Annotated in this window: 22 protein-coding genes; 12 read left to right on the top strand and 10 right to left on the bottom strand. The window is 70.6% G+C overall.

The genetic code is table 11. The features are described 5' to 3' along the window. Positions 1-2 precede the first annotated feature (2 nt). The 4 genes from AW270_RS36015 (at position 3) to AW270_RS36000 (ending at position 3,313) form a co-directional block, all read left to right on the top strand. Positions 3-296: a StsA-related sactipeptide RiPP gene (locus AW270_RS36015; protein ID WP_061300631.1), complete on the top strand. Its 294-nt coding sequence runs from the start codon at positions 3-5 to the stop codon at positions 294-296. A 74-nt stretch (positions 297-370) separates the two neighbouring features. Next, complete coding sequence (stsB, locus tag AW270_RS36010) at positions 371-1,813, top strand: StsB family radical SAM/SPASM domain sactipeptide maturase (protein WP_061300630.1); 1,443 nt, start codon at positions 371-373, stop codon at positions 1,811-1,813. Positions 1,814-1,823: 10 nt separating this feature from the next. Continuing rightward, positions 1,824-2,099 carry a PqqD family protein gene (locus tag AW270_RS36005; protein WP_061300629.1) on the top strand — a complete coding sequence of 92 codons (276 nt, stop codon included), beginning with the start codon at positions 1,824-1,826 and terminating at the stop codon, positions 2,097-2,099. Then, positions 2,099-3,313, top strand: a complete 1,215-nt coding sequence (locus AW270_RS36000) for an NAD(P)/FAD-dependent oxidoreductase (RefSeq protein ID WP_061300628.1) — start codon at positions 2,099-2,101, stop codon at positions 3,311-3,313. Before AW270_RS36005 ends, AW270_RS36000 begins: the two co-directional genes overlap by 1 nt. Here AW270_RS36000 and AW270_RS35995 read toward each other — a convergent pair. From AW270_RS35995 to AW270_RS35965, 7 genes are all read right to left on the bottom strand, one after another. After that, the gene (locus tag AW270_RS35995) at positions 3,288-3,983 is read right to left on the bottom strand and encodes a response regulator transcription factor (protein ID WP_169807420.1); all 696 of its coding nucleotides are present in this window, start codon (positions 3,981-3,983) and stop codon (positions 3,288-3,290) included. The genes AW270_RS36000 and AW270_RS35995 overlap by 26 nt on opposite strands. A gap of 142 nt (positions 3,984-4,125) precedes the next feature. Next, complete coding sequence (locus AW270_RS35990; protein WP_063819464.1) at positions 4,126-5,109, bottom strand: methyltransferase; 984 nt, start codon at positions 5,107-5,109, stop codon at positions 4,126-4,128. Further along, positions 5,106-6,209 (bottom strand): cytochrome P450, encoded by a 1,104-nt coding sequence (locus tag AW270_RS35985; RefSeq protein WP_061300625.1) that lies wholly within the window; start codon positions 6,207-6,209, stop codon positions 5,106-5,108. Before AW270_RS35985 ends, AW270_RS35990 begins: the two co-directional genes overlap by 4 nt. After that, a complete protein-coding gene (locus tag AW270_RS35980) occupies positions 6,209-7,420 on the bottom strand; it encodes a TfuA-like protein (RefSeq protein ID WP_061300624.1) in 1,212 nt (403 codons plus the stop codon). The genes AW270_RS35985 and AW270_RS35980 overlap by 1 nt, the downstream gene beginning before the upstream one ends. Before the next feature lies 1 nt (position 7,421). After that, complete coding sequence (locus AW270_RS35975; protein ID WP_061300623.1) at positions 7,422-8,561, bottom strand: YcaO-like family protein; 1,140 nt, start codon at positions 8,559-8,561, stop codon at positions 7,422-7,424. 18 nt (positions 8,562-8,579) lie between these two features. Next, positions 8,580-9,404, bottom strand: coding sequence for an ABC transporter permease (locus AW270_RS35970; RefSeq protein ID WP_061300622.1), 825 nt, complete (start codon positions 9,402-9,404; stop codon positions 8,580-8,582). Then, the gene (locus AW270_RS35965) at positions 9,401-10,345 is read right to left on the bottom strand and encodes an ABC transporter ATP-binding protein (protein ID WP_169807419.1); all 945 of its coding nucleotides are present in this window, start codon (positions 10,343-10,345) and stop codon (positions 9,401-9,403) included. The genes AW270_RS35970 and AW270_RS35965 overlap by 4 nt, the downstream gene beginning before the upstream one ends. A gap of 150 nt (positions 10,346-10,495) precedes the next feature. Between AW270_RS35965 and AW270_RS35960 the strand changes: the two genes are divergently transcribed. Both AW270_RS35960 and AW270_RS35955 read left to right on the top strand, forming a co-directional pair. Then, the gene (locus AW270_RS35960) at positions 10,496-12,274 is read left to right on the top strand and encodes a BTAD domain-containing putative transcriptional regulator (protein ID WP_061300620.1); all 1,779 of its coding nucleotides are present in this window, start codon (positions 10,496-10,498) and stop codon (positions 12,272-12,274) included. 49 nt (positions 12,275-12,323) lie between these two features. After that, positions 12,324-12,566 (top strand): LuxR C-terminal-related transcriptional regulator, encoded by a 243-nt coding sequence (locus AW270_RS35955; protein WP_061300619.1) that lies wholly within the window; start codon positions 12,324-12,326, stop codon positions 12,564-12,566. Here the strand turns inward: AW270_RS35955 and AW270_RS35950 are convergent. Then, positions 12,560-13,105, bottom strand: coding sequence for a carboxymuconolactone decarboxylase family protein (locus tag AW270_RS35950; protein WP_218009435.1), 546 nt, complete (start codon positions 13,103-13,105; stop codon positions 12,560-12,562). The two genes, AW270_RS35955 and AW270_RS35950, sit on opposite strands and share 7 nt — an antisense overlap. A gap of 18 nt (positions 13,106-13,123) precedes the next feature. Here AW270_RS35950 and AW270_RS35945 point away from each other — a divergent pair, with 18 nt between their 5' ends. Then, complete coding sequence (locus AW270_RS35945) at positions 13,124-13,396, top strand: ArsR/SmtB family transcription factor (RefSeq protein WP_082802116.1); 273 nt, start codon at positions 13,124-13,126, stop codon at positions 13,394-13,396. Here AW270_RS35945 and AW270_RS35940 read toward each other — a convergent pair. Further along, positions 13,384-14,208, bottom strand: a complete 825-nt coding sequence (locus tag AW270_RS35940; RefSeq protein WP_061300617.1) for a DUF1707 SHOCT-like domain-containing protein — start codon at positions 14,206-14,208, stop codon at positions 13,384-13,386. The genes AW270_RS35945 and AW270_RS35940 overlap by 13 nt on opposite strands. A gap of 448 nt (positions 14,209-14,656) precedes the next feature. Between AW270_RS35940 and AW270_RS35935 the strand changes: the two genes are divergently transcribed. The 5 genes from AW270_RS35935 (at position 14,657) to AW270_RS35915 (ending at position 22,807) form a co-directional block, all read left to right on the top strand. Further along, positions 14,657-15,991 carry an SWIM zinc finger family protein gene (locus AW270_RS35935; RefSeq protein ID WP_061300616.1) on the top strand — a complete coding sequence of 445 codons (1,335 nt, stop codon included), beginning with the start codon at positions 14,657-14,659 and terminating at the stop codon, positions 15,989-15,991. Continuing rightward, positions 15,988-19,086 (top strand): hypothetical protein, encoded by a 3,099-nt coding sequence (locus AW270_RS35930; RefSeq protein WP_061300615.1) that lies wholly within the window; start codon positions 15,988-15,990, stop codon positions 19,084-19,086. The genes AW270_RS35935 and AW270_RS35930 overlap by 4 nt, the downstream gene beginning before the upstream one ends. A 133-nt stretch (positions 19,087-19,219) precedes the next feature. After that, positions 19,220-20,098 carry a collagen-like domain-containing protein gene (locus tag AW270_RS38265; RefSeq protein ID WP_218009434.1) on the top strand — a complete coding sequence of 293 codons (879 nt, stop codon included), beginning with the start codon at positions 19,220-19,222 and terminating at the stop codon, positions 20,096-20,098. Between the two features lie 142 nt (positions 20,099-20,240). After that, positions 20,241-21,842: a hypothetical protein gene (locus AW270_RS35920; protein ID WP_061300613.1), complete on the top strand. Its 1,602-nt coding sequence runs from the start codon at positions 20,241-20,243 to the stop codon at positions 21,840-21,842. Then, positions 21,839-22,807 (top strand): hypothetical protein, encoded by a 969-nt coding sequence (locus AW270_RS35915; RefSeq protein WP_061300612.1) that lies wholly within the window; start codon positions 21,839-21,841, stop codon positions 22,805-22,807. Before AW270_RS35920 ends, AW270_RS35915 begins: the two co-directional genes overlap by 4 nt. On the opposite strand, the gene AW270_RS35910 is transcribed toward AW270_RS35915, so the two are convergent. Next, positions 22,804-23,814, bottom strand: a complete 1,011-nt coding sequence (locus AW270_RS35910) for a T3SS effector HopA1 family protein (RefSeq protein ID WP_061300611.1) — start codon at positions 23,812-23,814, stop codon at positions 22,804-22,806. The genes AW270_RS35915 and AW270_RS35910 overlap by 4 nt on opposite strands. Between the last annotated feature and the right edge of the window lie 12 nt (positions 23,815-23,826).

The following is a 23,826-nucleotide window of genomic DNA, read 5'->3' as shown; positions in this document are numbered from 1 at the left end:
GCATGTCCTTCGATCCCGCAGAAGAACTGCGTCAGGCCGGAATCCTCAACTCCCCCCTCGCCGCCGAGGTCGAGGAGGCGTTCGCCACCCTGACTCGGGAGGAAGTGGACCTGCTCGTCTCCCTCAAGGACAAGCTCCCGACCGCTCTGCCCGGCGTGCTCGCGGGTGTCAGCGCCGGCGTGAGCGCCGAGGGCGAATGGGCCGAGCCCGAGGTCGTCGCCCACTCGGTGCCGGTCGCGGCCGACTGCCTCTGTGGCGCTTGGTCCGGCTCGGGCTCCGGCGGCGCGGCCAACTAGGTTCCACCGGTTCGCGGACGCGGCCCCGCACGCCGGGGCCGCGTCCCGCGCAGGGAGTTGGGAGGGAGAGCGACATGCCTGGGAAGCTGGTCAAGAACCGCGCCTTGTTCGAGGTCCCCGAGGGCCTCACCTATTTCGTGCACGACGACAGTCATCTCGTGGTCAACCCGCATTCGGGCGGCCGTGTGGTGCTGACATCGCGGGAGTTCGGCGTCCTGTCGGCGCTGGCCCGCTCCCTGCCGCTCGACGAGACCGTGGAGAACGAGAAGGCCCTGGCGAAGCTGGTCCTCAACTGGGTGACCTACTACAACGGCCACCGGCCGAACGTGACGCTCCAGGAGCCGAAGCTCAAGCAGGCCTACTACGCGATCACCGACGGCTGCAACCTGCGCTGTCCCTACTGCTACGCGTCGTCGGAGAAGTGCCTGCCGAACGAGCTGAACACGGCCGAGTCGCTGCGCCTCATCGAGGAGATCGCCGACTTCGGAGCCGAGTACGTCATCTTCACCGGCGGCGAGCCGATGCTCCGCAAGGACCTGTTCCAGATCGTCGAGTACGCCAAGAGCCTCGGCCTGAAGTGCAACATCGTCACCAACGCGACGATGATCCGGAAGCTGGAGACGGCCCAGCGGTTCGCCGACCTGTTCACCTCGGTGACGGTCAGCGTCGACGGCGGCACCGCCGAGACCCACGACCGCACGCGGGGCGCGGGCTCGTTCGCCAAGACGCACAAGGCCCTGAAGCTGCTCAACCAGGTCGGCGTGATCCCGAAGATCAACCACATCGTGACGTCGGACAACATCGACGAGCTGGAGGACTTCGCCCAGTTCCTCGAAGAGCTCGACGTCCACAGCATCCGGTTGATGTACCACAACAAGCTGGGCCGAGGCGTCACCGACAACGCCGACTTCGGCTGGCAGGACCACATGCGGATCCAGGAGATCGCGTGGACCTCCCCGGCGGCCGGCAAGCTCAGCCCCGACGGCCCGAGGCCGGTCAACACGTGCTCCATCAAGGGCAACTGCGGCATGGGCGGCAACGAGATCTACATCAACTCGCTCGGCGACGTCTACCCGTGCAAGCTGGTCACCGGCAACGAGCACCACGCCGGCAACGTGCGCCAGCAGTCGCTGGCCGAGATCTTCGGCGCCCCGGTGCTGAAGGAGATGCGGACCAGCACGGTCTACGGCGGCGACTACCACGCCGACTGCGACCGCTGCTACATCAAGGCGTCGTGCGGCGGCGGCTGCCGGGCCTCCCACATGGCCGAGTCGCTCGACATCAAGCGCAACAGCCGCCACCAGTGCCGGATCCTGCGCCACGGCATCGCCACCCAGCTCTGGCTGGAGTCGGGCGTCACCGGCGAGGACCTGGCCAGGAACAACGAGGTCATGACGACCCCGCGGCTGGTCGCCGACGACTCGATCCACCCGGTCTTCGACGACTGGACCCGGTACGTCCCGCCGATGCGCGAGCCCATCAAGGTCGGCAAGCTGCTCCCCATCACTCCCGTCTGAGAGGCGGATCATGTCACTGACCATCAGCGAGGCCGTCATCTGGCAGGAGACCGCCGACGGCGTGTCGCTTTACCACACCGAGACCGGCGACTTCCACACGCTGAACGAGACCGGCTCGAAGATCTGGATCCTGGTCGAGGAGACCGGTGAGCGCGAGCCGATCGCGCTGACGATGTCGCGGGCCTACGCGCGCGGCAACCACGCGGTCAGCCACCGCATCGTCTCCGAGGTCAACCAGTTCATCGGCTCCATGGTCGAGAGCGGCATGATCCTCGAAGAGGCGTGATGTCCCGCGCCGTGGTCCTTGGCGGCGGCCTGGCCGGTGTGCTGGCCGCCGCCGCGCTGACCCGCCACGCGGACGAGGTCGTGGTCCTCGAATCCGACCACTACCCGGCGAGCCCCCGCCCGAGGCGGGGGCTTCCGCAGTCCCACCACAACCACGTGCTGATGACGGGCGGCATCCGCGCCCTCGACGAACTCCTCCCGGGGGTCGTCGACGACCTGCTCGACGCGGGCGCCCACCGCCGCAACATGCCAGGCGACTGCCTGATCTTCTCCGGCGAGGGCTGGTTCCACCGGTTCAAAACCGAGGCCGACCTCATCGCCTGCAGCCGCCCCCTCCTGGACGAGGTGGTCAGAAGCCACATCGACGTCGAGGTCGTCCAAGGCGTCAGTGCCGTCGGCCTGACCGGCGACGCGGAGAAGGTGACCGGCGTCCGCACCCCGGACGGGGTGATCGACGCGGATCTCGTGGTCGATGCCACCGGGCGCCGCTCCCAGGTGCTCAATTGGCTGAGCGCTCTCGGGGTTCCTCTGGTCGAGGAGGTCAGGGTTCCCTCCGGCGTCTCCTACGCCACCCGCCTGTACGAAGGCCCCGGCGACATCCCCGCGGTGATGGTCCACCCCAAGTACACCCCCGCCAGGGGTGGCACCCTTTTCCCGATCGAGGGCGACCGGTGGATCGTCACCATGACCGGCGACCCGCCCCTCGACGAGGAAGGATTCCTCGACTACGCGAGGAGCCTCCGGGATCCCGTCATCGCCGACCTGATCGAGAAGGCGAAGCCGGTCGGGCCGATCCGGCCCTGTCATGACACCGTCAACCGGCGGCGCCACTTCGAGGACGCCAAGCTCCCCGCAGGCTTCCTGGCCGTCGGGGACAGTGTCGTCATGGTCAACCCGGTCTACTCCCACGGCATGTCCGTCGCCGCGCTGACCGCGCTGAGGATCGCCAAGGAGGGCCCCAGCCAGCGGGCGGTCGCCGAGGAGGCCGATCGGTCGTGGCGGATGGCGGTGGCCGAGCCGGTCAAGGGGCGCGGGAACGCCAAGGTCGGGCGGGCCGTGCTGAGCAGTCCGGGCCTCGCCGCCGAACTGTTCCACGCTCAGGCCCTCATCCCGGCCGTCCGCGACCATCAGGCCGTCTTCCAGGCCATGGTCGGCGACCTGGCGGAGCCGCTCACGTCCGAGCAGGCGATCAGCCAGTTCGCCTGGCCCCGATGAAGCCCTGCTCGTAGGCGATGCCGACCGCGTGGGCGCGGTTGGCCGCCTGGAGCTTGCCCAGGATGCGGGCCAGGTGTGACCGCACGGTCCCGGCGCCGATGCCGAGCCGGCCGGCGATCTGGGCGTTCGAGAGCCCGGTCGCCACCAGGGCCAGCACCTCGGCCTCCCGGCGGGTCAGCGCCGCCAGGTGATGGTCGACGCCGGTCATCGCGCCCGCGATGCGGTCGCGGAGCCGGGTGATCATCGCGGTGGAGATGAACGTGTGCCCGGCCGCGACGAGCCGGATCGCCGGCACGATCTCGGCGAACAGCGACTCCCGGTGGACGAACCCGCCCACGCCCTCCCGGAGCGCCCGCCCGAGCAGCTCCTCGTCGAGTTCGTCGGCGACCAGCACGACCTGAGTACGGCACCGCGTCAGCGCCCCCACCGCGAGGGCGAAGTCGACCCCGGCGTCGAGCAGCGCGGCACTGACCACGACAACCCGGGGACGCTGCCGCGCCACCAGGTCGCTCAGCCGCGTCCCGGCGCCGGCCTCGCCGACGACGTGGACGCCGGTGCCCATGTGCAGCGATCCTCTGAGCCTGGCCCGAGCCCCCCGGTCCGGCTCGCCGACGACGACCCTGACGGGCATCGTCTCGACCGAGAGGGCCAATTCGGCCTGATGTGTCACCTGACTACCTGAATTGACCGTTTTTCCGCCACCGGCACAGAATGCGCGCATACCAAATGGCTCACCAGAGCAGGCGGATTACTCATGAGAGCCGCTCGCACCGGGGGCATACTCAAGCGCCCACTCCGCGTCAACCGGGCGGTCAGTCGCCCGCGGCCTCGACGACGCGGATCGGCGAGCCGCCCAGCCGCTCGCTGACCTGCGTCAACGTGAACCCGGCCGCCGCGAGGAGGGCGGCGAACTCCGGCTGGGTGCGCTCCCGGCCACCGGTGTAGACGAGCATCGCGATGTCGCTCATCACGACCCCCGACGCCTCGGGCGCGGACAGACTCCCGGGCATGACAGGCTCGATGACCAGCAACCGTCCGCCCGGCCGCAGCGACTTGCGGCAACCCCTCAGCAGGCGGACGCAGGTGTCGTCGTCCCAGTCGTGCAGGATGCCCTTGAGGATGATGACGTCGCCGTCGGGCACCGCGTCGAAGAAGTCGCCGTTCTCGATCCGGCACCGATCGGCGACGTCCCTGAGCACGGCCGGAGCGTCGGCGGTGCCCTCGGCCGAGTCGAACAGGACACCCTCCGCGTCCGGGTGCCTCGCCAGGATGGCGGCGAGCAGGGTGCCGTTCCCGCCGCCGACGTCCACGACGGTCCTGCCGGGGATCCGCACGAACTCCGCGACCTGCCCGGTGCCCTCGCGCATGGCGGTGTTGAAGATCCCCGACAGCTCCTGCGACGACGCGAGGTGCTCGAAGAGCGGCCGGCCGTGCACGTGGTCCCAGGCGGTCTCGCCCGTCCGCACCGCCGAGGTCAGCGCGCCCCAGGCCTGCCAGGTCGCCGGGTCGCCGAGGAGCAGCACGCTCGACCTGATCGAGCGGGGGTGACCTTCCCGGAGCGGCTGGCCGAAGGCCGACAGCGCGTAGCGGTCCGGGGGGATCTCGATGGCGACGTCCAGCACGACCAGCGCCCGCAGCAGACGGCGCAGGGCATCGGGGTCGGCCTCGACCCGTGCGGCCAGGGCGTCTGCCGTGATCGGGCCCCTGGCCAGCACCTCGGGCAGGCCGAGCTTCGTGGCGGCGTACAGGATCTGGGAACCGGCGAAGCCGAAGGCCATGGCCGAGAGATTCTTCATGGGCCCACTCGCAGGGGAAGGCGGCGCACGCCGTGGATGAACAGGTCGGGGGTCCACTCCAGCTCGCCCGGGAGCAGTTCCAGGGAGCGCCGCACCAGCGCGCCGATCGCGGCCCGCGCCTGGAGCCGCGCCAGCGCGGCCCCGAGGCAGAAGTGGATGCCGTGGCCGAGGCCGAGGTGCCGGTTGGGGGTGCGGGCGATGTCGAACACGTCGGGGTCGGGGAAGACGGCCGGGTCGCGGTTGGCGGCCAGCAGCACCGGGATGATCATGTCTCCCCGCGGGATCACCACGTCGCCGAAGGCCACGTCGGCCAGCGCGTAGAGCGGCCGGGAGTGCCCGACCGGCCCGTTGAAGCGCATCATCTCCTCGACCGCCGAGCCGATCAGCCCGGGGTCGGCCCGCAGCCGCGCCAGCTGCGCGGGGTGCCGGAGCAGCTCCAGCAGCCCGTTGCCGATCAGGTTCACCGTCGTCTCGTCACCGGCCATGACCAGCTGGAACACGCTGGACACGAGCTCCTCGTGGTCGAGCTCGCCGCTCAGCGCAAGCCGGGTCAGCAGATCGTCGCGCGGGGTCTCGCGGCGCTCGGCGAGCTGTTCCTCGATGTAGCGGACGAAGGCCAGCCCGGCCGCCCTGACGCGCGGCGCCTGGTAGCTGCGCAGCATCGCGTCGCTCCAGACGCGCAGCTTCGCGGCGTCGGCCGACGGGAAGCCGACCAGGTCGGCCATGACCAGGATCGGCAGGGGCAGCGCCACCTGCTGGATGACGTCGACCTCGCCGTGCAGGCCCGCGACCAGCTCGGTCACGATCTCGTCGATCCGCCGCTCCAGCCGGGCGACCGTGCGCGGGCCGAAGGCCGGGGCCATCAGCCGCCGCAGCCGGGTGTGGTCGGGCGGGTCGAGGTTGAACATGTTCCGCCGGACCATGGCCAGCGGGTCGTCCACGCCCTCGTGCACGGTGACCTGCCGCCCGATCGCCGGGTCGAGCAGCGCCCGCTGCACGTCGGCGTACCTGGTCAGGTACCAGGCCCCGTTCCGCCGCACGACCGGTGTCCCGGCGCGCATCCGGTGGAGCGCCGGGTGCGGGTCGGCCCGGGGGATCATCAGCGTCTCCGCTGGGCGTCCAGGGCGAAGAACGGCATGACGGTGCGGCCGAGGTCGTCCATGCCGTAGAAGCCGCGCCGGGCCATCTCGACCTGCGGCGTCGCGGTCTTCCAGTGGCGCAGGAACAGCCGGGCGCAGAACTCCGGCGGCGGAGTGCCGGCCTTGGTGGTGGCGCGGGCGAGCTTGGCGGCGACGAGCAGGCCGGACCACTCGTCCCAGTTCGGGTGGGCGCGCAGCCGGTCGAGCACGGCCCGCCGCCAGTCCTCCGACTGCCAGACGGGCCAGACCCGGATCATGACGAGCCTCAGCCGCTCGGCGAGGGGAAGGTCCCGCTCGGCGGGGGCCAGCCAGGCCTCCAGTTCGGGGGGCAGCTCGTCGCCGTACACCCCCAGCTTCTCGCGCGTGTAGGACTCGCCGCCGAACTCGGCCAGCAGGCCGTCCAGGACGGCGGCGTGCAGGTCCGGATACTCGGGGGCGAACAGCCGGGCGGCGTTCATGACGTCGAGGTCCCGGGTCGCCCGCCACTTCAGCGCCTCGTAGTGGGTGATGCCGGTCAGCGCGATGTCGGCCGACCAGGCCCCGGCGACGTCGGGCCGCTCGCCGCCGACCTCATTCAGAGCGGCGAGGGCGTCGAGCCGTTTGACGTCGTGCTTCTCGTCTCTCAGCACGGCCAGCGCCGCGCGGTCGGCCGGATCGAGGGCGTCGCGCAACTCCTCCCACGACCGGTGGGTGAACGGCCGGGCCTTGGCGGCGGCGACGATCCGCGCCCCGGCCTCCGGGTCGACGGTCCCCTGGGCGACGCCGTGCCGCAGGTTGACCAGGGCGACCGTGGTCGCCCGGTAGCCGTGCTCGGCCGGGCCGTGCAGCACGGCGACCTCGTCGTCGCCGTCGACCGCGCCGGAGGAGAACATCTCGTACACCTCGCCCACCCCGTTCATCCCGAACGGGGAGAGCTCGGCCGCCCGGAGCGCGCCCATGGAGGCCGCGCCGATGACGTGGACGCCCTCGTTGAGCAGCCAGAGGATCTCCTTGTGCCCGACGGAGAGCCGCTCGCGGTAGTAGCCGTCGATGATGACGGCGGTGTCGTCCCGGCTCCACTCCTCCTTGAGCAGGTCGCCCCGGGCGGCCGGGGGCACGACCACGGCCTCGGGCAGGACGGCGTGCACGTCGTCGGCCGACAGGGTCGGCCCCGTGTAGACGACGACCTTCATGTCAGAACACCTCCGGGATGACGCGGCTGCCGGGGGCCAGCACGCGGGCCACCGGGACCCCGATGTCCGCGCGGGTCAGGTCGGCCACCATGGGGGCGTGCCCGAAGGCGACGGCGGCGCGTTTGACGACGTCGTCGAGGTCGTCGACGAGGGTGCCGCGCGCGGGCGTCTCCTGGATCCCGGCGCCGCCCTCGACCAGGGCCGGATAGTCGGTGGCGAGCTGTTTCTGCGCTCCGGCCTTGAGGTCGTCGCGGGCGCCGGAGATGTAGGCCAGCCGTGACTGCGCCGCCTCGGTGATCGCCCGGGACAGCGCGATCTCGGCGCTGAGGTGGCAGCCGTAGCCCATGAAGGGCGGCGGGTAGTCGTCGCAGGTGATCCGCACGACGAACACCGACAGCCCGGTGGGCGAGGGCACCGCCCGGCACTCCATCGTGACGCGGGCGCGGGCCATCAGCTCGCACAGCACGTCGATGACCGGTGAGCCCATGGACAGGGCGTCGACGATCTCGCCCTTGTCCTTGCCGGTCAGCCAGCCGGTCACCGCGTCGCGTTCGACCACTTCGTAGAGGGCGTGCAGGGTGGCCTCGACGAGGGTGTTGCCGCTGGCCAGGCCGTTGGTCGACTCGAAGAACACCGGGGCGTTCCAGCCCGTCCTGCGGGTGAGCCGGAACGCGACCGTGTCCCTCGGCACGAGGGTCTCCGCGCCGTCGACGAGTGATCGGCCGGTGACCCAGGCGATGGGCAGCCCTTCGTGCAGGATGGTCGGCGACGACAGCGGCAGGGCCTTCACGTCGTAGCCGAGGTGGAGCTCCCTCGGGGGCGAGACGGTGAGCGCGTCCATCGGCTGCTCGGCGTGCCAGAGCTCGATCGACTCCATCATCGCCGACAGTTTCGCCAGGTCAGGGGTGACCCCCTTGCCCTGCGAGACCGCCAGGGTCCGCGAGGCCGGCCGGATCGCCTGGAAGGTCGGGATGCCGATGTGGTCGAGCCGGGTGATGTCGGCCACCCGGGTGATCCCGACCAGCGGGGCGGCGCGCCCGGCCATCTCCAGCGTCCGGGCCGGTCCGACCGCCCGGTCGGTGCCGGGGAGCAGCACCTTCGAGGCGTCGGCGGCCGACTGCAGCCACGTGGTTCTGGACATCGTCTCGCCCCCTCGGGATCAGATGTTGCGGGCCCGGCTCAGCAGCGCCCGGCCGCCGATCGTGTAGCCGACGATCGCCATCACGGCCAGGATGACCATGTCGCGCCCGGCCTCGCCGAAGCCGAAGAGGCTGGCGTCACGCATGCCGTTGATGGCGTAGGTCAGCGGGTTGACGTGGGAGAACCACTGAAGCACCGTCGGCATGCTGTCGTAGGTGTACATCGACGGCGCGCTGAACACGAGGACCGGCAGCGACAGGTTCGAGCCGACCATGAAGGCCTGGTAGTCGGTGACCGTGATGGCCGCCGCCAGATAGAGCCCGTTGATCGCCAGCGAGGCGAGCGCCAGCGTCACCAGCAGGGCCAGCCAGCCCTCCAGGTCGAACGGGAACTCGAAGATCAACACGGCGGCGACCAGGCCGAGCAGGCTCTGCCCCAGCACCAGCGACACCCCGGCGATCATCTTGCCCATCAGGAAGCGGGACCTTCTGAGCGGGTACGACCAGAGCTGCGTCGCCACCCCGCTCATCTCCTCCTGGAAGATCGCCATGGCCGAGGTGCCGGCCGCGCTGACGACCGACATGCCCAGCGTCATCGGCAGCAGGAACACCGCGAACCCGACGGCCAGGCCCTTGTACTCGACGGTCTGCACCAGGTTGCTCAGCGAGGTGTTGACCAGCAGCAAGTAGATGAGCATCGGGGCCAGGCCGAGGATCAGGTAGACCCGGTTGCGGGCCAGCAGCGCCCACTCGCGGTAGACCACGGCCCCCAGGTCGGCCTGCCGGGCGGTCCCGGGCGCGGGCGGCTTGTGCTGGAATGTCAGCCGGTCGGTGGGGGTGCTCACGCCGTCGCCTCCTCGGGCTCCGGGGCCTTCTCGGTCATCCGCAGGAACGCCTCTTCGAGCGAGTCGGACACGGTCGAGACGCCCGTGATGGCCAGCCCGGCGAGCGCGGGCAGCACCTCCTGGGCCTTGGCCCCGTGGATGCGCACCTCGTTCTCACCGGTCGAGGTCTCGTGTCCGGCGCCGCGCGCCCAGTCGGCCACCATCTCCCTGGCCAGCGCGTCCTCCACGGTGACCTGGACGTGGGTGCTGCCGAACTCCTCGACGATCTCGCGGGGCTTGGCGAACCGCACGACCCGGCCCTTGTTGATGACCAGGACGCGCTGGCAGTTGCGCTCCAGCTCCTCGATGTGGTGGGTCGTCCACAGGATGGTGACGCCGTGCTCCTCGCGGAGCCAGGTGACGAACTTCTCGACCTGGCGGCGGCCGGCGACGTCCAGACCGGCCGACGGCTCGTCGAGGATCAAAAGCTGGGGGATGCTGAGCAGGGCCCTGACCAGCTGGAGGCGCTGGCGCTGGCCACCGGAGAGCTGGAAGCACATGCGGTCGAGGGCCTCGGTCAGGCCGAGGAACTCGACCACCTCCATCGCCCACGGCTCGATGGCGCGCCACTTCAGGCCGCGGAACTTGGCCGCGATGTGCAGGTTGTCGAGTGCGGGAAGCATCATGTCGAACGGCGCGGTCTGGTGCATCGCGCCGATGCCGCTCTTGGCCTCGACCGGCTGGCGGATCGGGTCGACACCGAACACGCGGATGTCGCCCGAGGTCGGAGCGGTGACACCGCAGATCAATTTGATGAGGCTCGTCTTACCGGCGCCGTTGGGGCCGAGCAGTCCGCAGGTCTCGCCGCGCGCGATGTCGAAGGACACGTCGTCCACCGCGGCCCGGCTCATTCCCTTGTACTGCTTGGTCAGCCCCGTGGCCGTCACCACGTCACTCGACACGGCCATACTCCACCCTCTGTCTCTCGGAGCGGGTTGTGGCTTGAGTATGGGCTTGTGATCAGTAGGGCCGACAACCCCACGAAAGTGGGCTTATGCCGAACGGCAGAGGCCTGATTGTGCCGCCGGGCCTGATGAGAACACCATCGGCGCATGGACACGGGCTCGTACACCCTGCGGATGCCGGTGGCGACGCACGGCGTGAACTGGCGGCTTCCCGACGACACCGACCCCCGGACCGCGTTCCCCTGCGTGGTGCTGGCCGACCGCGCGGGGATGGGGGAGTTCGCCGGTCTGCAACGCGGCCTGCGCACGCTGGGCGTGCCGAGCGTCCGCATCGACGCCGGTTCGGTGGCGGCGCTGACCCGCCACGAAGACGGCTCCCTCACCATCGACGGCCGCCGCATCCTGCCCACGGTGACCTGGGTGCGTCACTTCGGGATGTACGCGGGCGGCGACGCCCATTCCCTGTTCCGCGCCGAGTCGTGGGTCGCCCTGGTCGACCAGGTCACGGCCCTCTCCTCGGTACGCATCCCCGACGGCCTCGACCCCGGCAGGCTGGCCCAGCTCGACGGCGCGACGAAGGCCGGCATCCGGGTGCCGCGCACGATCGTGACCACCGACCCCGCCGGCGCGCCGTTCCCCGGCCGGAAGGTGATCGTCAAGGCGCTGAACCGGCACTTCGTCGAGGCCGAACCGGGTCTGCTCGAAGGCGTCTTCCCGGAGATCGCCGACCGGACCGCCTTCCACCCGCGCGACGTGCCGATGATCGTCCAGGAGTACGTCGAGCACACCGCCGAGCTGCGGGTCTACCACGTGGACGGCGAGGTCAGGGCCTTCCAGGTCGAGAAGCCGTCACCCGCCGCGATCTGGCGCGACGAGGACTCGGTGACCGTGACCCCGGTCCCGGCCCCCGCCGACGTGGCCGAGGCGGTGGCCCGCCTGGCCGACCTGTGGGGCCTGCGGTACGGGGCCTTCGACTTCCTGCTCACCACCGACGGCCCGGTGTTCCTGGAGGTCAACCCCGACGGCGACTGGCGCTGGTTCGAGTCGAAAGCCGGGGTGGACGACGTCTCGATGGCCACCCTGGCGATGGTCCGGAGCCTGCACCGCGCCACCACCCGCATCGACCTGACCGGGTTCCTGCTGCTCGGCGCCCCGACCAGGGCGCCCGCCCTGGACACCCGCGTGCTCGGCCCGCTCGACATCCGCACCGGCGGCACGCCCGTCCACATCAGCGCCCGCAAGTCCCGGCTGCTGGCCGCGATCCTGCTGTCGAACCCCAACGAGGTCGTCCCGACCGAGCACCTCATCGACTCCCTCTGGTCCGGCCGCCCACCGGCGACGGCCCGCAAGAACCTCCAGGTGTACGTCTCCGAGCTGCGCAAACGCCTCGGCGATCGGATCACCTTCGAGGGCTGGGGCTACCGCCTGGAGGCCCAGCGCGACGAGCTCGACCTCCTGCGCTTCCGCGACCTCGCGGCGGCCGGTCGCGAGATGCGCCGCCGGGGCGCGGGCGACGCGGCGCTGACCCTGCTCGACCGCGCCCTGGCCCTGTGGCGGGGCCGTCCGCTGGCCGAGTTCACCGGCGTGCCGCTGCTCGACCACGCGGTCGGCCGGATGACCGAACTCCACCTGACCGTCAACGAGGACTGGGCCGAGCTCCAGATCGAACGGGCCCGCTACGTCGAGGTCCTCAACCGCCTCGACGACCTGGCCCCGTTCTTCCCCGCCAGGGAACGCCTGATCGCCGCCCGGATGACCGCGCTGGCCCGCTGCGGCCGGACACCCGAGGCGCTCGCGCAGTTCGAGGCCGTCCGCATCCGGCTGTCGGCCGATCTGGGCATCGACCCCAGCCCCGTGCTCAAGCAGCTCTACACGTCGATCCTGATGGGCAAACCGGCCGCAAGGCCTCGCAATACCGGCGGTTAAGCGCGCATTCCTACGCTCGGACAAGCAAGCGATCACGCGAGGAGTCAGAATGGATCTTGCGTACGACGACCTGATAAATGATCGCGACCGTTGGCTGATCGTCATGCTGGCCCGGGGTTACACGACCACCCGGATCGCCCGCGAGATGCATCTCAGCCGCTACACCGTGGCAGAACGCATCAGCAAGCTCCTCGATCAGTTCGCCTGCTCCAACCGAAGTCAGCTGGTCGCGTACTCGTACGCCCACCAATTCCTCAACGTCGGCGTGTGGCCGCCGGGCACCCCTCACTGAAGCGCGGCGCCGCCCTCCGGCGGCGGAGTCCGCGCGGTGTTCATGACCATGGCCAGCGTCGTGTAGTAGCCGGCCGTCGCGACCGCCGCCACCACCCCTTCCTCGCCGAAGAACGACACCGCTGTCATGTACGTCGGGTCGGCGACCTCCTTGGTCCGCTGCAACTCGTCGATGAGATCCCACAGGGCGGCGATGCGGTCGCCTGACGGGCGCTCACGGCGGGCGATGGCCTCGACGTCCTCCGGGGGCACGCCCTTGGCCAGCGCTATCGGGTGGTGGAAGGCCCACTCGTAGGGCTGGTCCCAGTGGCGGGCCACCGTGAGGACGACCACCTCGACGAGGTCCTCGTCGAGCACGCCGCCGAACCGGATCGTCTCCCCGACGAGCTGGAGCCGGGTCATCAGCTCGGGGCTGCGCAGCAGCGGCACGAACGGGCCGGAGATCCCGCCGCGCGGGCCCGCGGTGATGCGGTCGACGGCCTGCCGCTGGGCGTCGGTCAGCTCGGCCGGGAAGGGCATGCGGTTCATATCAGTGGCCACTTATATAAGGTAGTGGCCATGCACGCTTTCGACGTCCTGGGAGATCCCGTCAGGCGGCGGATCCTCGAACTGCTCGCCGACGGGGAACAGTCCGCCGGGGAGGTGGGGGCGATCGTCCAGGAGGAGTTCGGCATCACCCAGCCGGCGGTGTCCCAGCACCTGCGCGTGCTCCGCGAGAACGGCTTCGCGACCGTGCGGGCCGAGGGGACCAGACGGCTCTACGCGGTCGACCCGGCGCCGCTGGCCGAGATCGACAGCTGGCTGACCCGTTGTCGGGATCAGTCGTCGTAAGTGACCTTGCAGGGTTCTCCGCGCTTGGGCAGGCTTTCCTTGATCTCGGTGTCGTCCACGATGATCCGGCAGGTCAGTCGCACATCGCCGTCCGGTGTCACGGTGAGGGACAGGTCGTCGAGGCTGTCGACGTGGATGGGTCTCCGGATCGGCAGCAGCACGTTCTCCTGAGTGGTCTCCTCGTCGTCCGTGGTCACCACCATCTCGGCGGCGGAGGCGCTCCGCTGATCGGCCTTGACCTCCAGGACGACGTTGTGCGCCGGGTCGAACATCTCCATGGGAGCACGCCCTCCCGGCCCCTCGTCGTCGTCGCGGTCGAACCCGGCGGGCAGCAGCACCAGCGCCGCCAGCAGCCCCGCCGCGGTCACGGCGGCGATCGTCCGCACGGTGTTCGGGTCGCGCTGACCGCGCTCCTTGGCCCTCGCGGCGAGGATTGCGAAGATCACCGACGGGATCCACATGATGCCGAAGGTCGCGAACCCCAGGACGAAACTGAACCCCGCGGCCAGCCGGTAGCCCCTGCCCGGATCGGGCGCGGGCATCGGTGGGGGCATCTGCGGATAGTGGACCGGCGGAGGCGCGTAGGCGACCGGTTGTGGCGGGGGCGGGTAGGCCGCCGGGGCCAGGGGCATGCCGGGCAGCGCCGGCAGGTCGTACATCAGATCGTTGAGATCGCCCCAGGTGACAGCCGTGTGAGCGGCGGCGAGCCGCGTCGACAGTTCTTGGTCGTCGAGCCGCCCGACGGCGTAGTGCTCACGCAGAATGGCGCAGGCGCGGTCGCGCTCAGCGTCGGAAACACGGATGTGCTGCAATTCCGACCTCCCCTGTATGCCATCCAAACTAGCTCAACCGCCAAGAGGTGCTCGGGGTCAGATGAATTCGTCTTGAGCTCCGTCTTATGTGCCGACATTTCCGGTTCGATGAATTCGGAGATAAGGGACGGCGCGCTTATTCGGGCTCGTCAATGAGGGCGGCCAGATGAGTTCGGTCGAACCAGTCCTGGTCCAGCCGCGCTCCGGTGCGGCCCTCGACGACGGCCATCGCCATGGCCCGCGAGGCCGGCCAGGGCGCGTCGGCGACTCCGGCCAGAGCCGCCAGTTCGGCCGCGATGGCCTGCGGGTTCTCACCGGTGACGTTGACCGGGTCGAGGTGCGGGACCTCGGCCAGAACCCGCCCATCGGCGGCGTGGGCGAGCCGGGAGCTCGGTGCTGGCCTGGGGTTTCGTGGGTTTGTCGGTCGGGGTGCCTAGGGTCCGGGGGCATGACCTCAGCGACGCAGGCGTACAGCTACGCCGCGCCCTCCTCTCTCGTCGACGGGCGACTCGGGCTCTCCACCTCCGGCGGCCGGGCCCTTTCCGGTCCGGCCGTCGCCCCCAAATTCTTCAGTGGTCTGGTGACCCAGGCGGCGCCCGCGGCGGCGGCGCTGCTCGGGGTGGCCGACGTCGCGCTGGCGCGCTACCACCAGGCGCAGGCGCGGCCGAGCTGGGTGCGCGATCCGGTCGTCACCTGCAACGGCGACCGGTTGAGGTTCGAGTCGTTCTCGGCGTGCGGCGGGGTCTACGCCCAGCTCGACCTGCTGGGCGGCGCGCTCGACGGCGAGGTGTTCGACCGGGGCACCACCAACGTCGACGTGAACCCGCCGCTGCGCGAGGCGCTGGCGCGGGTCGGCGGGCGTGACCCGCTCCACCTCGGGGTGGGGGCCGACGAGCTGGTGGTGACCACGTTCGACGGCGCGGTGGTGGAGAAGAAGGTGCCGCTGCCCGAGCGGTGGCTGCGTGGGTTCGCCGAAGTGCAGGTCATCGCGGCCGGCATGGACCAGCGGGGCGAGTCGGCCGGGATGTCCGCCGTCCGGTTCCTGCGCGGCCTGCCCAAGAGGGCCGACGTGTGGGTCATCCAGACGGGCCGTGAGCTGCGCGTCTCCGACCGCGAGACGGCCGGGTCGGTCTACCTGGGCGGGACCCACCGGCTCGCCACCCTGTTACCGCTGCTCCGCTTCGCCAAGACCCTCAGGGTGTACGGCCCCACGGAGGCCGCCTCCAGCGCGTGGGAGCTCGAACTGCCCGGCATGCGCTACACGCTGACCCTGTCGCCCGAGCGCTGGCGCGGGTTCTCCGGCGAGGGGGCCGTCCTCGACGACCTGTCCTCCGACCAGGCCGAACAGGACGCCGACGTGGTCGGCATGCTGCTCAACTTCGAGCCCGAGGTCGAGATCGGCCTGCTCGCCGACCGGTCGGGCCTGTCCGCCGACCGGGTCAAGGCGGCGCTCACCCAGCTCGGGGTGGCCGGTCGCGTCGGCTACGACCTGTCCGAGGCGGCCCACTTCCACCGGGAGCTCCCCTACGACAGCGTCCACGTCACCCGGCTCAACCCGCGTCTGGCGTCGGCCCGCGCCCTGGTCGAGGCGGGCGCCGTGCGACTGAGCGGCGAGACGGCGACCGTCCACACGTCGGGCGGGCTGCGGGAGGTGTCGCTGACCGACGGGTCGTGCACCTGCCCGTGGTGGTGGGACCATCGCGGGTCGCGGGGGCCGTGCAAACACGTGCTGGCCGCCCGGATCGCCGCCCGCGTCGACGCCGACGTGGAGGTCACGCTGTGACCGACATCGTCGAGCTGATCAGGGACAACCGGATCCGCGACCTGCGCGACCGGCTGCTCGCCATGACCGAGGCCGAGCGCGGCGAGATCGGCCGCGAGCTGCCCGGCCGGGTGAAGGAGCTGCGGGCCGACCTCGCCGACGAGATGCTCGCGGGCGAGGACCCCGACTGGGAGGTGGAGTGGGAGACGGGCGTCGAGATCGACGACATGCTCGACAGCCGGGCCGCCGCCCTGCTGCTCGCCGGCCTCGGCACCATCACCGGCCCGGCCGCCGTCGTCTCCTACGTCACCAGCCGCGACGTCAACCGCCGCTGGGGCGTCGACGTCAACCTCGCCGACGCCGTCCAGATCGCCGAGACCCGGCCGATCGAGTGGCGGCGCGACGTCGCCACCCGGCTGGCGCGGCGCATCCGCCGCCCCGACGACCGCTTCGCGCCGCTGGCCGTGGCGCTGCTGCGCTCCTCGGACGCCGAGCCGCCCGACCACGACCCGCTCGTGACCGCCTGGCTGCGGATGATGACCCACCCCGCCGACCCGCTGACCGCGCGTCTCCTCCCCCGGATCTTCGTCGCCGAAGGCGCGGGCCGCGAACTGCGCGACGAGAGGCTCACCCCCGCCCCGACCCGCTGGCTCGCCCGCGTCCGCAACGAACTCCCCCGTGACCAGGCCATCGACGGCTGCGTCAGCCGCTTCCTGCGCGGCGGCGAGGCGCAGGACCTCCGCTTCTTCGTCCGCCTCCACGACCTCCTCGACCCCACTGCCGAGGAGACCGCCGGCCGCCTCCGCGACTACCTGCGTCTGCTGCCGGCGGCCCCCGGCACGGTGGCCGAACTCGCCGCCAAGCAGGTCAAACGCCTGTTCCCGATCGACCGGGCCGACCTGGTCGAGGCGGTCGAGGCGCTGGTGTTCCGCCAGGAGGCGAAACTGGCCATGACCGGGCTGCGGTGGCTCGACGCCGAGCTCAAGCGGACCCCGTCGGCGGCCGAGGAGTTCGTCCCGGCGCTGGTGACGGCCTACGGGCACACGTCGTTCGACGTCCAGGCGAAGGCGGCCTTCCTCACCATCAAGCACGTGCCCGACGGTTCACTGGTCGCCGACGCGATCGAGTCACTGCCCTCCGGCCTGAACGCCCGCCTGGCGGCCCACTACCGCGGTGAGAAGCTGCCCGAGGAACCCCGGCCCGTCGTGACCTTCCCGCCGCTGCCGGAGGTCGCCGCGCCGAGGCCGTTCCCCGAGCCGACGATCTCCACCTCCATCGAGGCGACCCGGGCCTGGACGACGGCCGAACGCTGGCTGGCCGCGTTCGTCACCCGCGCGACGGGCGACCGCGAGGCTCTGCGCGAGGAACTCCACCGCCGCCAGGACCGCACGAGGTGGTCTCTCCGCCCTGACGTGTGGACCGACCCACGCGACTGGATCAAGGCCCTGTCGGCCGAACTGATCACCCCGGGCGCGACCACGGAACAGCCGAAGCCCATGACGTGGCAGCCAGACGCCCACCACGACCACATCCTGATCGCCACCAAGCGCCGCCGAAAGGCAGACCCCACCCGGTGGACGTTCACCGGAGACATCGTCGCCTTCTCCGCCGACCCCGAGGCTTACGCGCCCAGCCCACACCCGAACACCCTGCGGGCGCTGCCAGCAACGACCCGCCCCCACACCACCCAAATCGAAACCATCCCGCTCAGCCACCACTCCACCGCCAAGGACGACGCCGACACCGACACCGACACCGACACCGACGCGGATGGCTGGAGCCTGACCGTTACCTCTGTTTCGCACCTTGGCCTTGCCGCTTACTGGCCGATCGACGCGCCGGGGCTCGTCTACGGCGTGGATGAAGCCCGATCGGAGGCGGGCGTCGTCAACGAGCTGAGCCAGGGCGAGGAGGAGGTCGAGGAGTTCGTCGAGGAGTTCATTGACGGACCCGTGCCTTTCCCCTCCTTCAGTCACGCGCACATGGGCCGTGCACTTCCGCCCGGGCCATGGGCCGATTCCGGGCAGGTGTGGCGGGGGGGCGGGCGGCTGCCGGAGGCGGGGCGGGTGCCGCCGCTGCATCTGTTCCTGCTCCACCGGTTCGACGAGCTTCTCGGCGCGCTGCGTGCCGACGCGATGCCGCCCGTTCTGCTGGCGACGCCGACGCTCGACAACGGGCATCTCGATCCGGAGGTGCTGGTCGACCGGCTGGAGGCCTGCGCCGAGGCGGGCGTCGAACCGCTTCCGGCCGACCTGGCCCAGGCGTTGGTGCGCCTGCCGAGAGGCGCCCACCCGGTGGCGGCCGGACGCGCCGCGAAGGTCGATTCGGCGGCGGGACGCGCGGCGGCCGAGTGGCTGGCCGGTGACGGCATGCCCGACCCGGTGGCCGGGTTCGAGTGGGTCTCCATGTCCTACCCCGGTGACCGGCGACTGCGTCCGGTGCTGCGGGCGGCGACGTCCACAGGGCATCGGCTGATCGACGAGGTGCTGCTGGCGACGCCGAAGGGGCGGACCCATGGCGAGTTCGACGACCTGCTGAAGTGGTATGCCTCGATCGTGCCGTCGCATCGGGAGGTGGCGTCGGTCAACTATCTGCCCTACGCCATGGCGTCGTGGGAGTACCCGGCCATGTCCGTCAACACCGTCCGGGACATCGTCGCCACCGACGGTCCGACGGGTGACGCGACGGCCGTCATCCTCGGTCTCCTCCTGTCCTCGGTGTCGACCGACCGGGTGATCCAGCTCATGCTGAGCCTGGCCGCCCGCGACGCGCTCCCGGCCGAGGCGCTCGGCAGGCACTTCGGCGTGCTGCTCCAGCGGGAGTGCCTGAAGGTCGACCGGCTGTTCGAGGCGCTGGCCGAGCTCGCCCACGCGGGCGCGCCCCGCCAGGTGTGGGACATCCTGCGTCCGCTCCTGCCGCAGCTGATCCCCCGGGACGGCGAGCGCATCCCCGCCCCGGTCTCGGAGGCGATCGTCTTCGCCACCGACGTGGCGGCATGGGTCGGCGCGCGCGAGGAGATCCCCGCGATCACGGCCTACGCCGCCGGCCGGGGCCGGAGCCGCTTCGCCCGCGAGTGCCGCCGCCTGCGCGACCAGCTCGCCTCGGCCCCGAACTGACACCTGTCCCGGAGGCCCGGGACGGATGATCAACCTGGCGGATGACCTCCCGGCACCGCCAGGTGGACGATCTCCCGCCCCGCCGCCCCCTAACGTGAGCCGCCGACTTGACTCTCACAGGGGATGGATGGCCATGCGTCGACGGAGAGAACGGGCCATGTGGCTGACCGTGGGAAGCGCCGCCGGGCTGGTCGCCGGTGGTGCCGGGGTGGCGGTCGCGGTCGCCGACGACACCCAGATCACCGCCTGCGTGGGCGTCGACGGGGTCCTCCGCGTACCGGGCACGATCGAGGAGACGATGCTGCGCCCGGTACCGACCACCTCGCCCACCGTGGGCACCTGCCCCTCGGGCTACCGAGAGATCACCTGGAACAAGACCGGCCCCCAAGGAGCCACCGGACCCCAGGGCGAACAGGGCACAAGAGGTGAGCAGGGCGCCGATGGCACGAAGGGCGAACCTGGCCCGCAGGGCCTCACGGGCGCGAAAGGCGACCCCGGCCCGCAAGGCGAACAGGGCCTGACGGGTGAGCAAGGCCCGGCCGGGGCGAAGGGCGAACTCGGCCCGCAGGGCGCGGCAGGACCCCAGGGCGAACAGGGCCTAACCGGTGAACAAGGCGTCGCTGGAGCAAAGGGCGAACCCGGTCCCCAAGGCTCCCCCGGCCCGCAAGGTTCCCCAGGTCAGCAAGGACTCCAGGGGCCGCCCGGTGAGCGGGGTGTGCCAGGCGTCGATGGGATCTCCGGGTTGCAGAAGGTCGTGGCGACCAATAAGTATCCGGCCAACACGGCCGGCACGACGATCGCCCGGTGCCCGGCCGGGAAGGTCATGTTCGACTCGGACTATCAGGTCTCCGCTCAATTCGTGCCGCTGCTCAACCCTCACTCCGTCGCGTGGGCGCGGCCGTTCTCGCAGGCCGGTGGGGCGCTCGATGACGCGGTCAGCGTGCTGTTCCCGGTCAACAACACCAACGGCAACGTCACGGTGACCGTCACGGCGCTCTGCGGCAAGGCGTGAGCGACGGACATATCGCCTATTGGTTAGTTTGACGGCTGTGATCAGGGGTGGAGCATGTACGCGTACACCCAAGATCGCAGCCATCAGGCGGCTTCTCCGCCCGGCTTGGAACGGTCCTCGCCTGCGGCGCAAGGGAGAAGCAGTGATCAAACGCACCGGCAGCAAGAACAGGCAGAGGAAGGACTCCCAGACGGGAGACGACCCTGCCCCGCTCAATGTGAGCAAACGGAACAGCACCGAGCCCCAACAGCGCGACCTGCTCTCCGAGAAGGACGACCAGAGCGGTCGCAAGGAGGAACCGAAGAAGACCGGCGACGACGACCGTCAGATCGTCTCGCGGAACCCGGTGTCACGGCGGCCCGACTACGTCGTCGGGGGGTCGGGGCTGGTCGCGATCATCGACTACACCGAGGTGGCCAAGGCGATCGAGAACGACACCCGCGCCGAGCACGTCCAGAGTCTCTTCTTCGCCACGGGCGGGCTCCGCGGCGACTTCGGCGTGTGGGCGGTGCAGAGGTTGAAGCCCGCGCAGCTCACCTGGCTGATGCACGCGCTCACCGTGTACGCCCGCAACGCCACCACGGTGCGGGAGCTCGGCCTCTGGGGGGAAAGCATCGCCTTCGGCCTGGTCAGGGTCGCCGTCGCGGCCAAGGAGCTGATCCTGCCCGGTGACGAGAACGGGGCGTTCGAGCGGGAGGTCGTGATGCGGGGCGGCTGGATGGCCGCGCACCTGCTCAACCGGGAGCGGCCGGGCGAGGATGCCGTACAGAGGCTTCGGCCGCTCTACTTCCCCGGCCGGACCAAGGTGGACAGCGACGAGTCCACGATCGGGCCGCTCAAGGAGAAGGAGCTGCGCCGGAGCATGAAGGAGGAGCTCGGCAAGGTCCTCGACCGGTTCGCCGAGCAGTGGACCCCGCCCAAGGACCAGAAGCTCGAACCGGTCGACTTCGAGGAGCTGAAGGGTGTGGCCGACCTGCTCCAGAAGTTCGTGGGCGACAAGCTGTGGCTCTTCGTGCTGGCCAACACCCAGAGCCCCTACCACTCGGGGTTCCGGTACGCCGACAGCCTGCGCAGCACCCACGAGAAGCAGGTCACCCACGACAGCCTGATGAACTGGATGCGCAACCGGGGCGCCATCGTCGGCTGGGGCGAAAACTACAACGCCCCGTTCACCGCCTGCGACTTCGACCCCTCGCGGCAGCGCGACGAGGAGGTGCTGGAGTCCATCTACGAGGAGATGCTCAAGGACCGCGCGACCGCGGCCAAGGTCGAGCTGCTGCTGGCGAACACCGCCTCGCACAACCACCAGACCGAGACGATCAGCGTGCCGCCGTTCTATCCCAACCCGGAGCAGACGGCCCGGGGCACCTGGCGCTGGCGGCTGGCCCGCACGATCATCCACGAGTTCCTGCACCGCGTCACCCATCCCGACTTCACCGAGATGATCGGCGAGATCGGCTACAAGCAGGTGATGACCGAGGGCTTCACCGACATGATCACGAAGGACCTCTTCCTGATGCTGGAGAAGGAGGTCGCCCGCGACGAGGAGTTCGGCCGCAGGGTCCTCGGCATGGACCCGCCGTTCCCCGAGCCCCACGAGGAGTACGTCAAGACGGGCTACGGCACGGCGGGCGTCTACGCCGAGAAGATCCGGGCCACCGTCGGCACCACCAACTGCTACCTGGCCTTCTTCCTGGGCGACACCTCGTACATCGCCCTGCCGAAGAAGAAGGACGACAAATGACCCTGACCAAGACCAAGCGCGGCTCCTCCGGCGACGACCTGGCCGAACTCCTGCGCGGCGGCGCGGAAGCGGCGTTCCGGACCCTGGAGGCGCGGCTGTCGGAGGCCGGCGCGCCGTTCGGTTCGCAGTGGGCCACCGTCGCCCAGCTGGCTCTGCCCGCCCAGGCCTGGCTGCTCCACGCCCTTCACCTGCTCGCCCGGAAGTCCGGCGACTACCAGCGGCGACCGGCGCTGGCCCGGCTCATCGGCTACGCCCCCCGCCGCTCCACCGAGCCGAACGAGGACGCGTTCGAGCGCGAGGTGCTGGCCGTGAGCGGCTGGACCGAGGCGGTGTTCCCCACCACGCTCACCCTTCCCGGGCCGGTCGCCTGGCCGATCGAACCGGCCGGTCACGCGTGGGTCTCGCGGGAGGTCGACCGGCGGCTCGCGGCGGCCCCGGACACGTTTCTCGATCCGATCGAGGCCGCCGCTCTGGGTTCGGCGATCCAGGCCGCGCTCCGCGCGGAGTTCCCCGGCGGCCGTTACGAGGGCCCGCTGTACGACGGTTACGACTACGGCTCCCGCGTCCGCGACTCGCGCGGACTGCCCGGCGGCGAGGCGGCCCAGGCGGCCTACGTGACGATGCTCGGCGGCGACCCGACGATGCTGGAGACCGACCGTGAGCTGGCCGGACGCATAAAAAAGCTGATCACCCGGGACGCCTCCCACGGCCCGGGGCGGGAGGCGCACGTACCGGCGGCGGAGAAGGACCTGATGGTCCACGCCTTCCTGCACCTGCTCGCCCACCCGGGGTTCCGGGAGCGGGCCGGGCGGCTGGAGGAGGGGCTGGTCACGCTGTTCACCGCCGAGTACGGCGGCAGAACCGCGCCCGTCGAGGGTCCGGTGGCCGAGCTGGCGGCGGAACTCGGGTCCGACCGGCTGAAGGTGGCGTTCTTCTTCGGCCGGACCGAGTTCCTGGGCCGCTAGCTCGGATCCAGGTGGCGGTGGCGTTCCAGCGACGGGATGCCCATCTCCTCGAAGACCCTGAAGACCCGCTTGGCCAGGTCTTCACCGCTGGTGACGGGCTCGGCGTCCGCGTCGTCGAGGACTCTCTTGATGGCGGCGGCCCGGCTGTCGGTGAAGCTCACCCCCTCCGCGCCGGGCATGTGGTGTTCGGGCTCCTCCGACCACGAGACGGCCTCGGCCACCCGGGAGTAGAAGGGGCTGGCCACCAGCTTGCCCGCTTCGGGGGGCAGGTTCGCGGCGATGTGGTCGAGCAGGGCCTCGCCCATCCAGTCGGTGAAGTCGCCGGGGTTGCCGCCGAGGAGGTAGTAGAGGACGAGTTTGTCGTTCTTGGCGAGGTCGTCGCCGGTGGGCTCGGTGGACAGGAACACCTTCAGCTTGTGGAAGAGCGGCCCCATGTCGGGGTCGTCGAAGAGGTGGGTGAGCGCCTTGGCGAGGGTGAGGGCGTGCTCCTGGGTGGTGACGTTGACGACCAGCCGCCGCATCCGCTTCGCGAACTGGGTGGGGTCGAACACGTGGCGGTCGTTCTGGAGGTGCCAGTAGTCGCCCTGCGTCATCGCCTCGGCCGGCGCGTACAGCTGCGGGGTCGTGCGGTAGCGGCCGGAGGTGGCCCCCTCGTCGATCAGGGCCTGGATCTGGTCTTCGGTGACCGTGTCGATCAGGTACTCGTAGTCCTTCTTGTCGCTGCTCATCAGGCCGTAGAGGATGCCGGTGCCCAGCCGGTCGTCCCGCTCCCCCGTCTCGGTGTTGTAGAAGGCCCGGAAGAGCGTCTCGAAGAAGTCCATGTCGCGGTCGTAGTTGTCCTGGTCCCGATCTTCCTTGGTGTACGTGCCCCGCGGGGAGTGGGCCAGGTTCGAGGTGAACGGGACGGGCGCGCCGAGATCGATCTGGGGGATGTCGTCGGCGGGCCTGTCCGGCCACGGGCCCGACGGCTTCGCCGGGGCCGATCTGCTGCGTTTCTTTCTGAACAATCCAGGCTCCAG

The organism is Herbidospora cretacea (assembly GCF_001570605.1).
In the GTDB taxonomy this organism is placed as follows: domain Bacteria; phylum Actinomycetota; class Actinomycetes; order Streptosporangiales; family Streptosporangiaceae; genus Herbidospora; species Herbidospora cretacea.
This window is presented reverse-complemented; position numbering and strand designations above follow the sequence as displayed.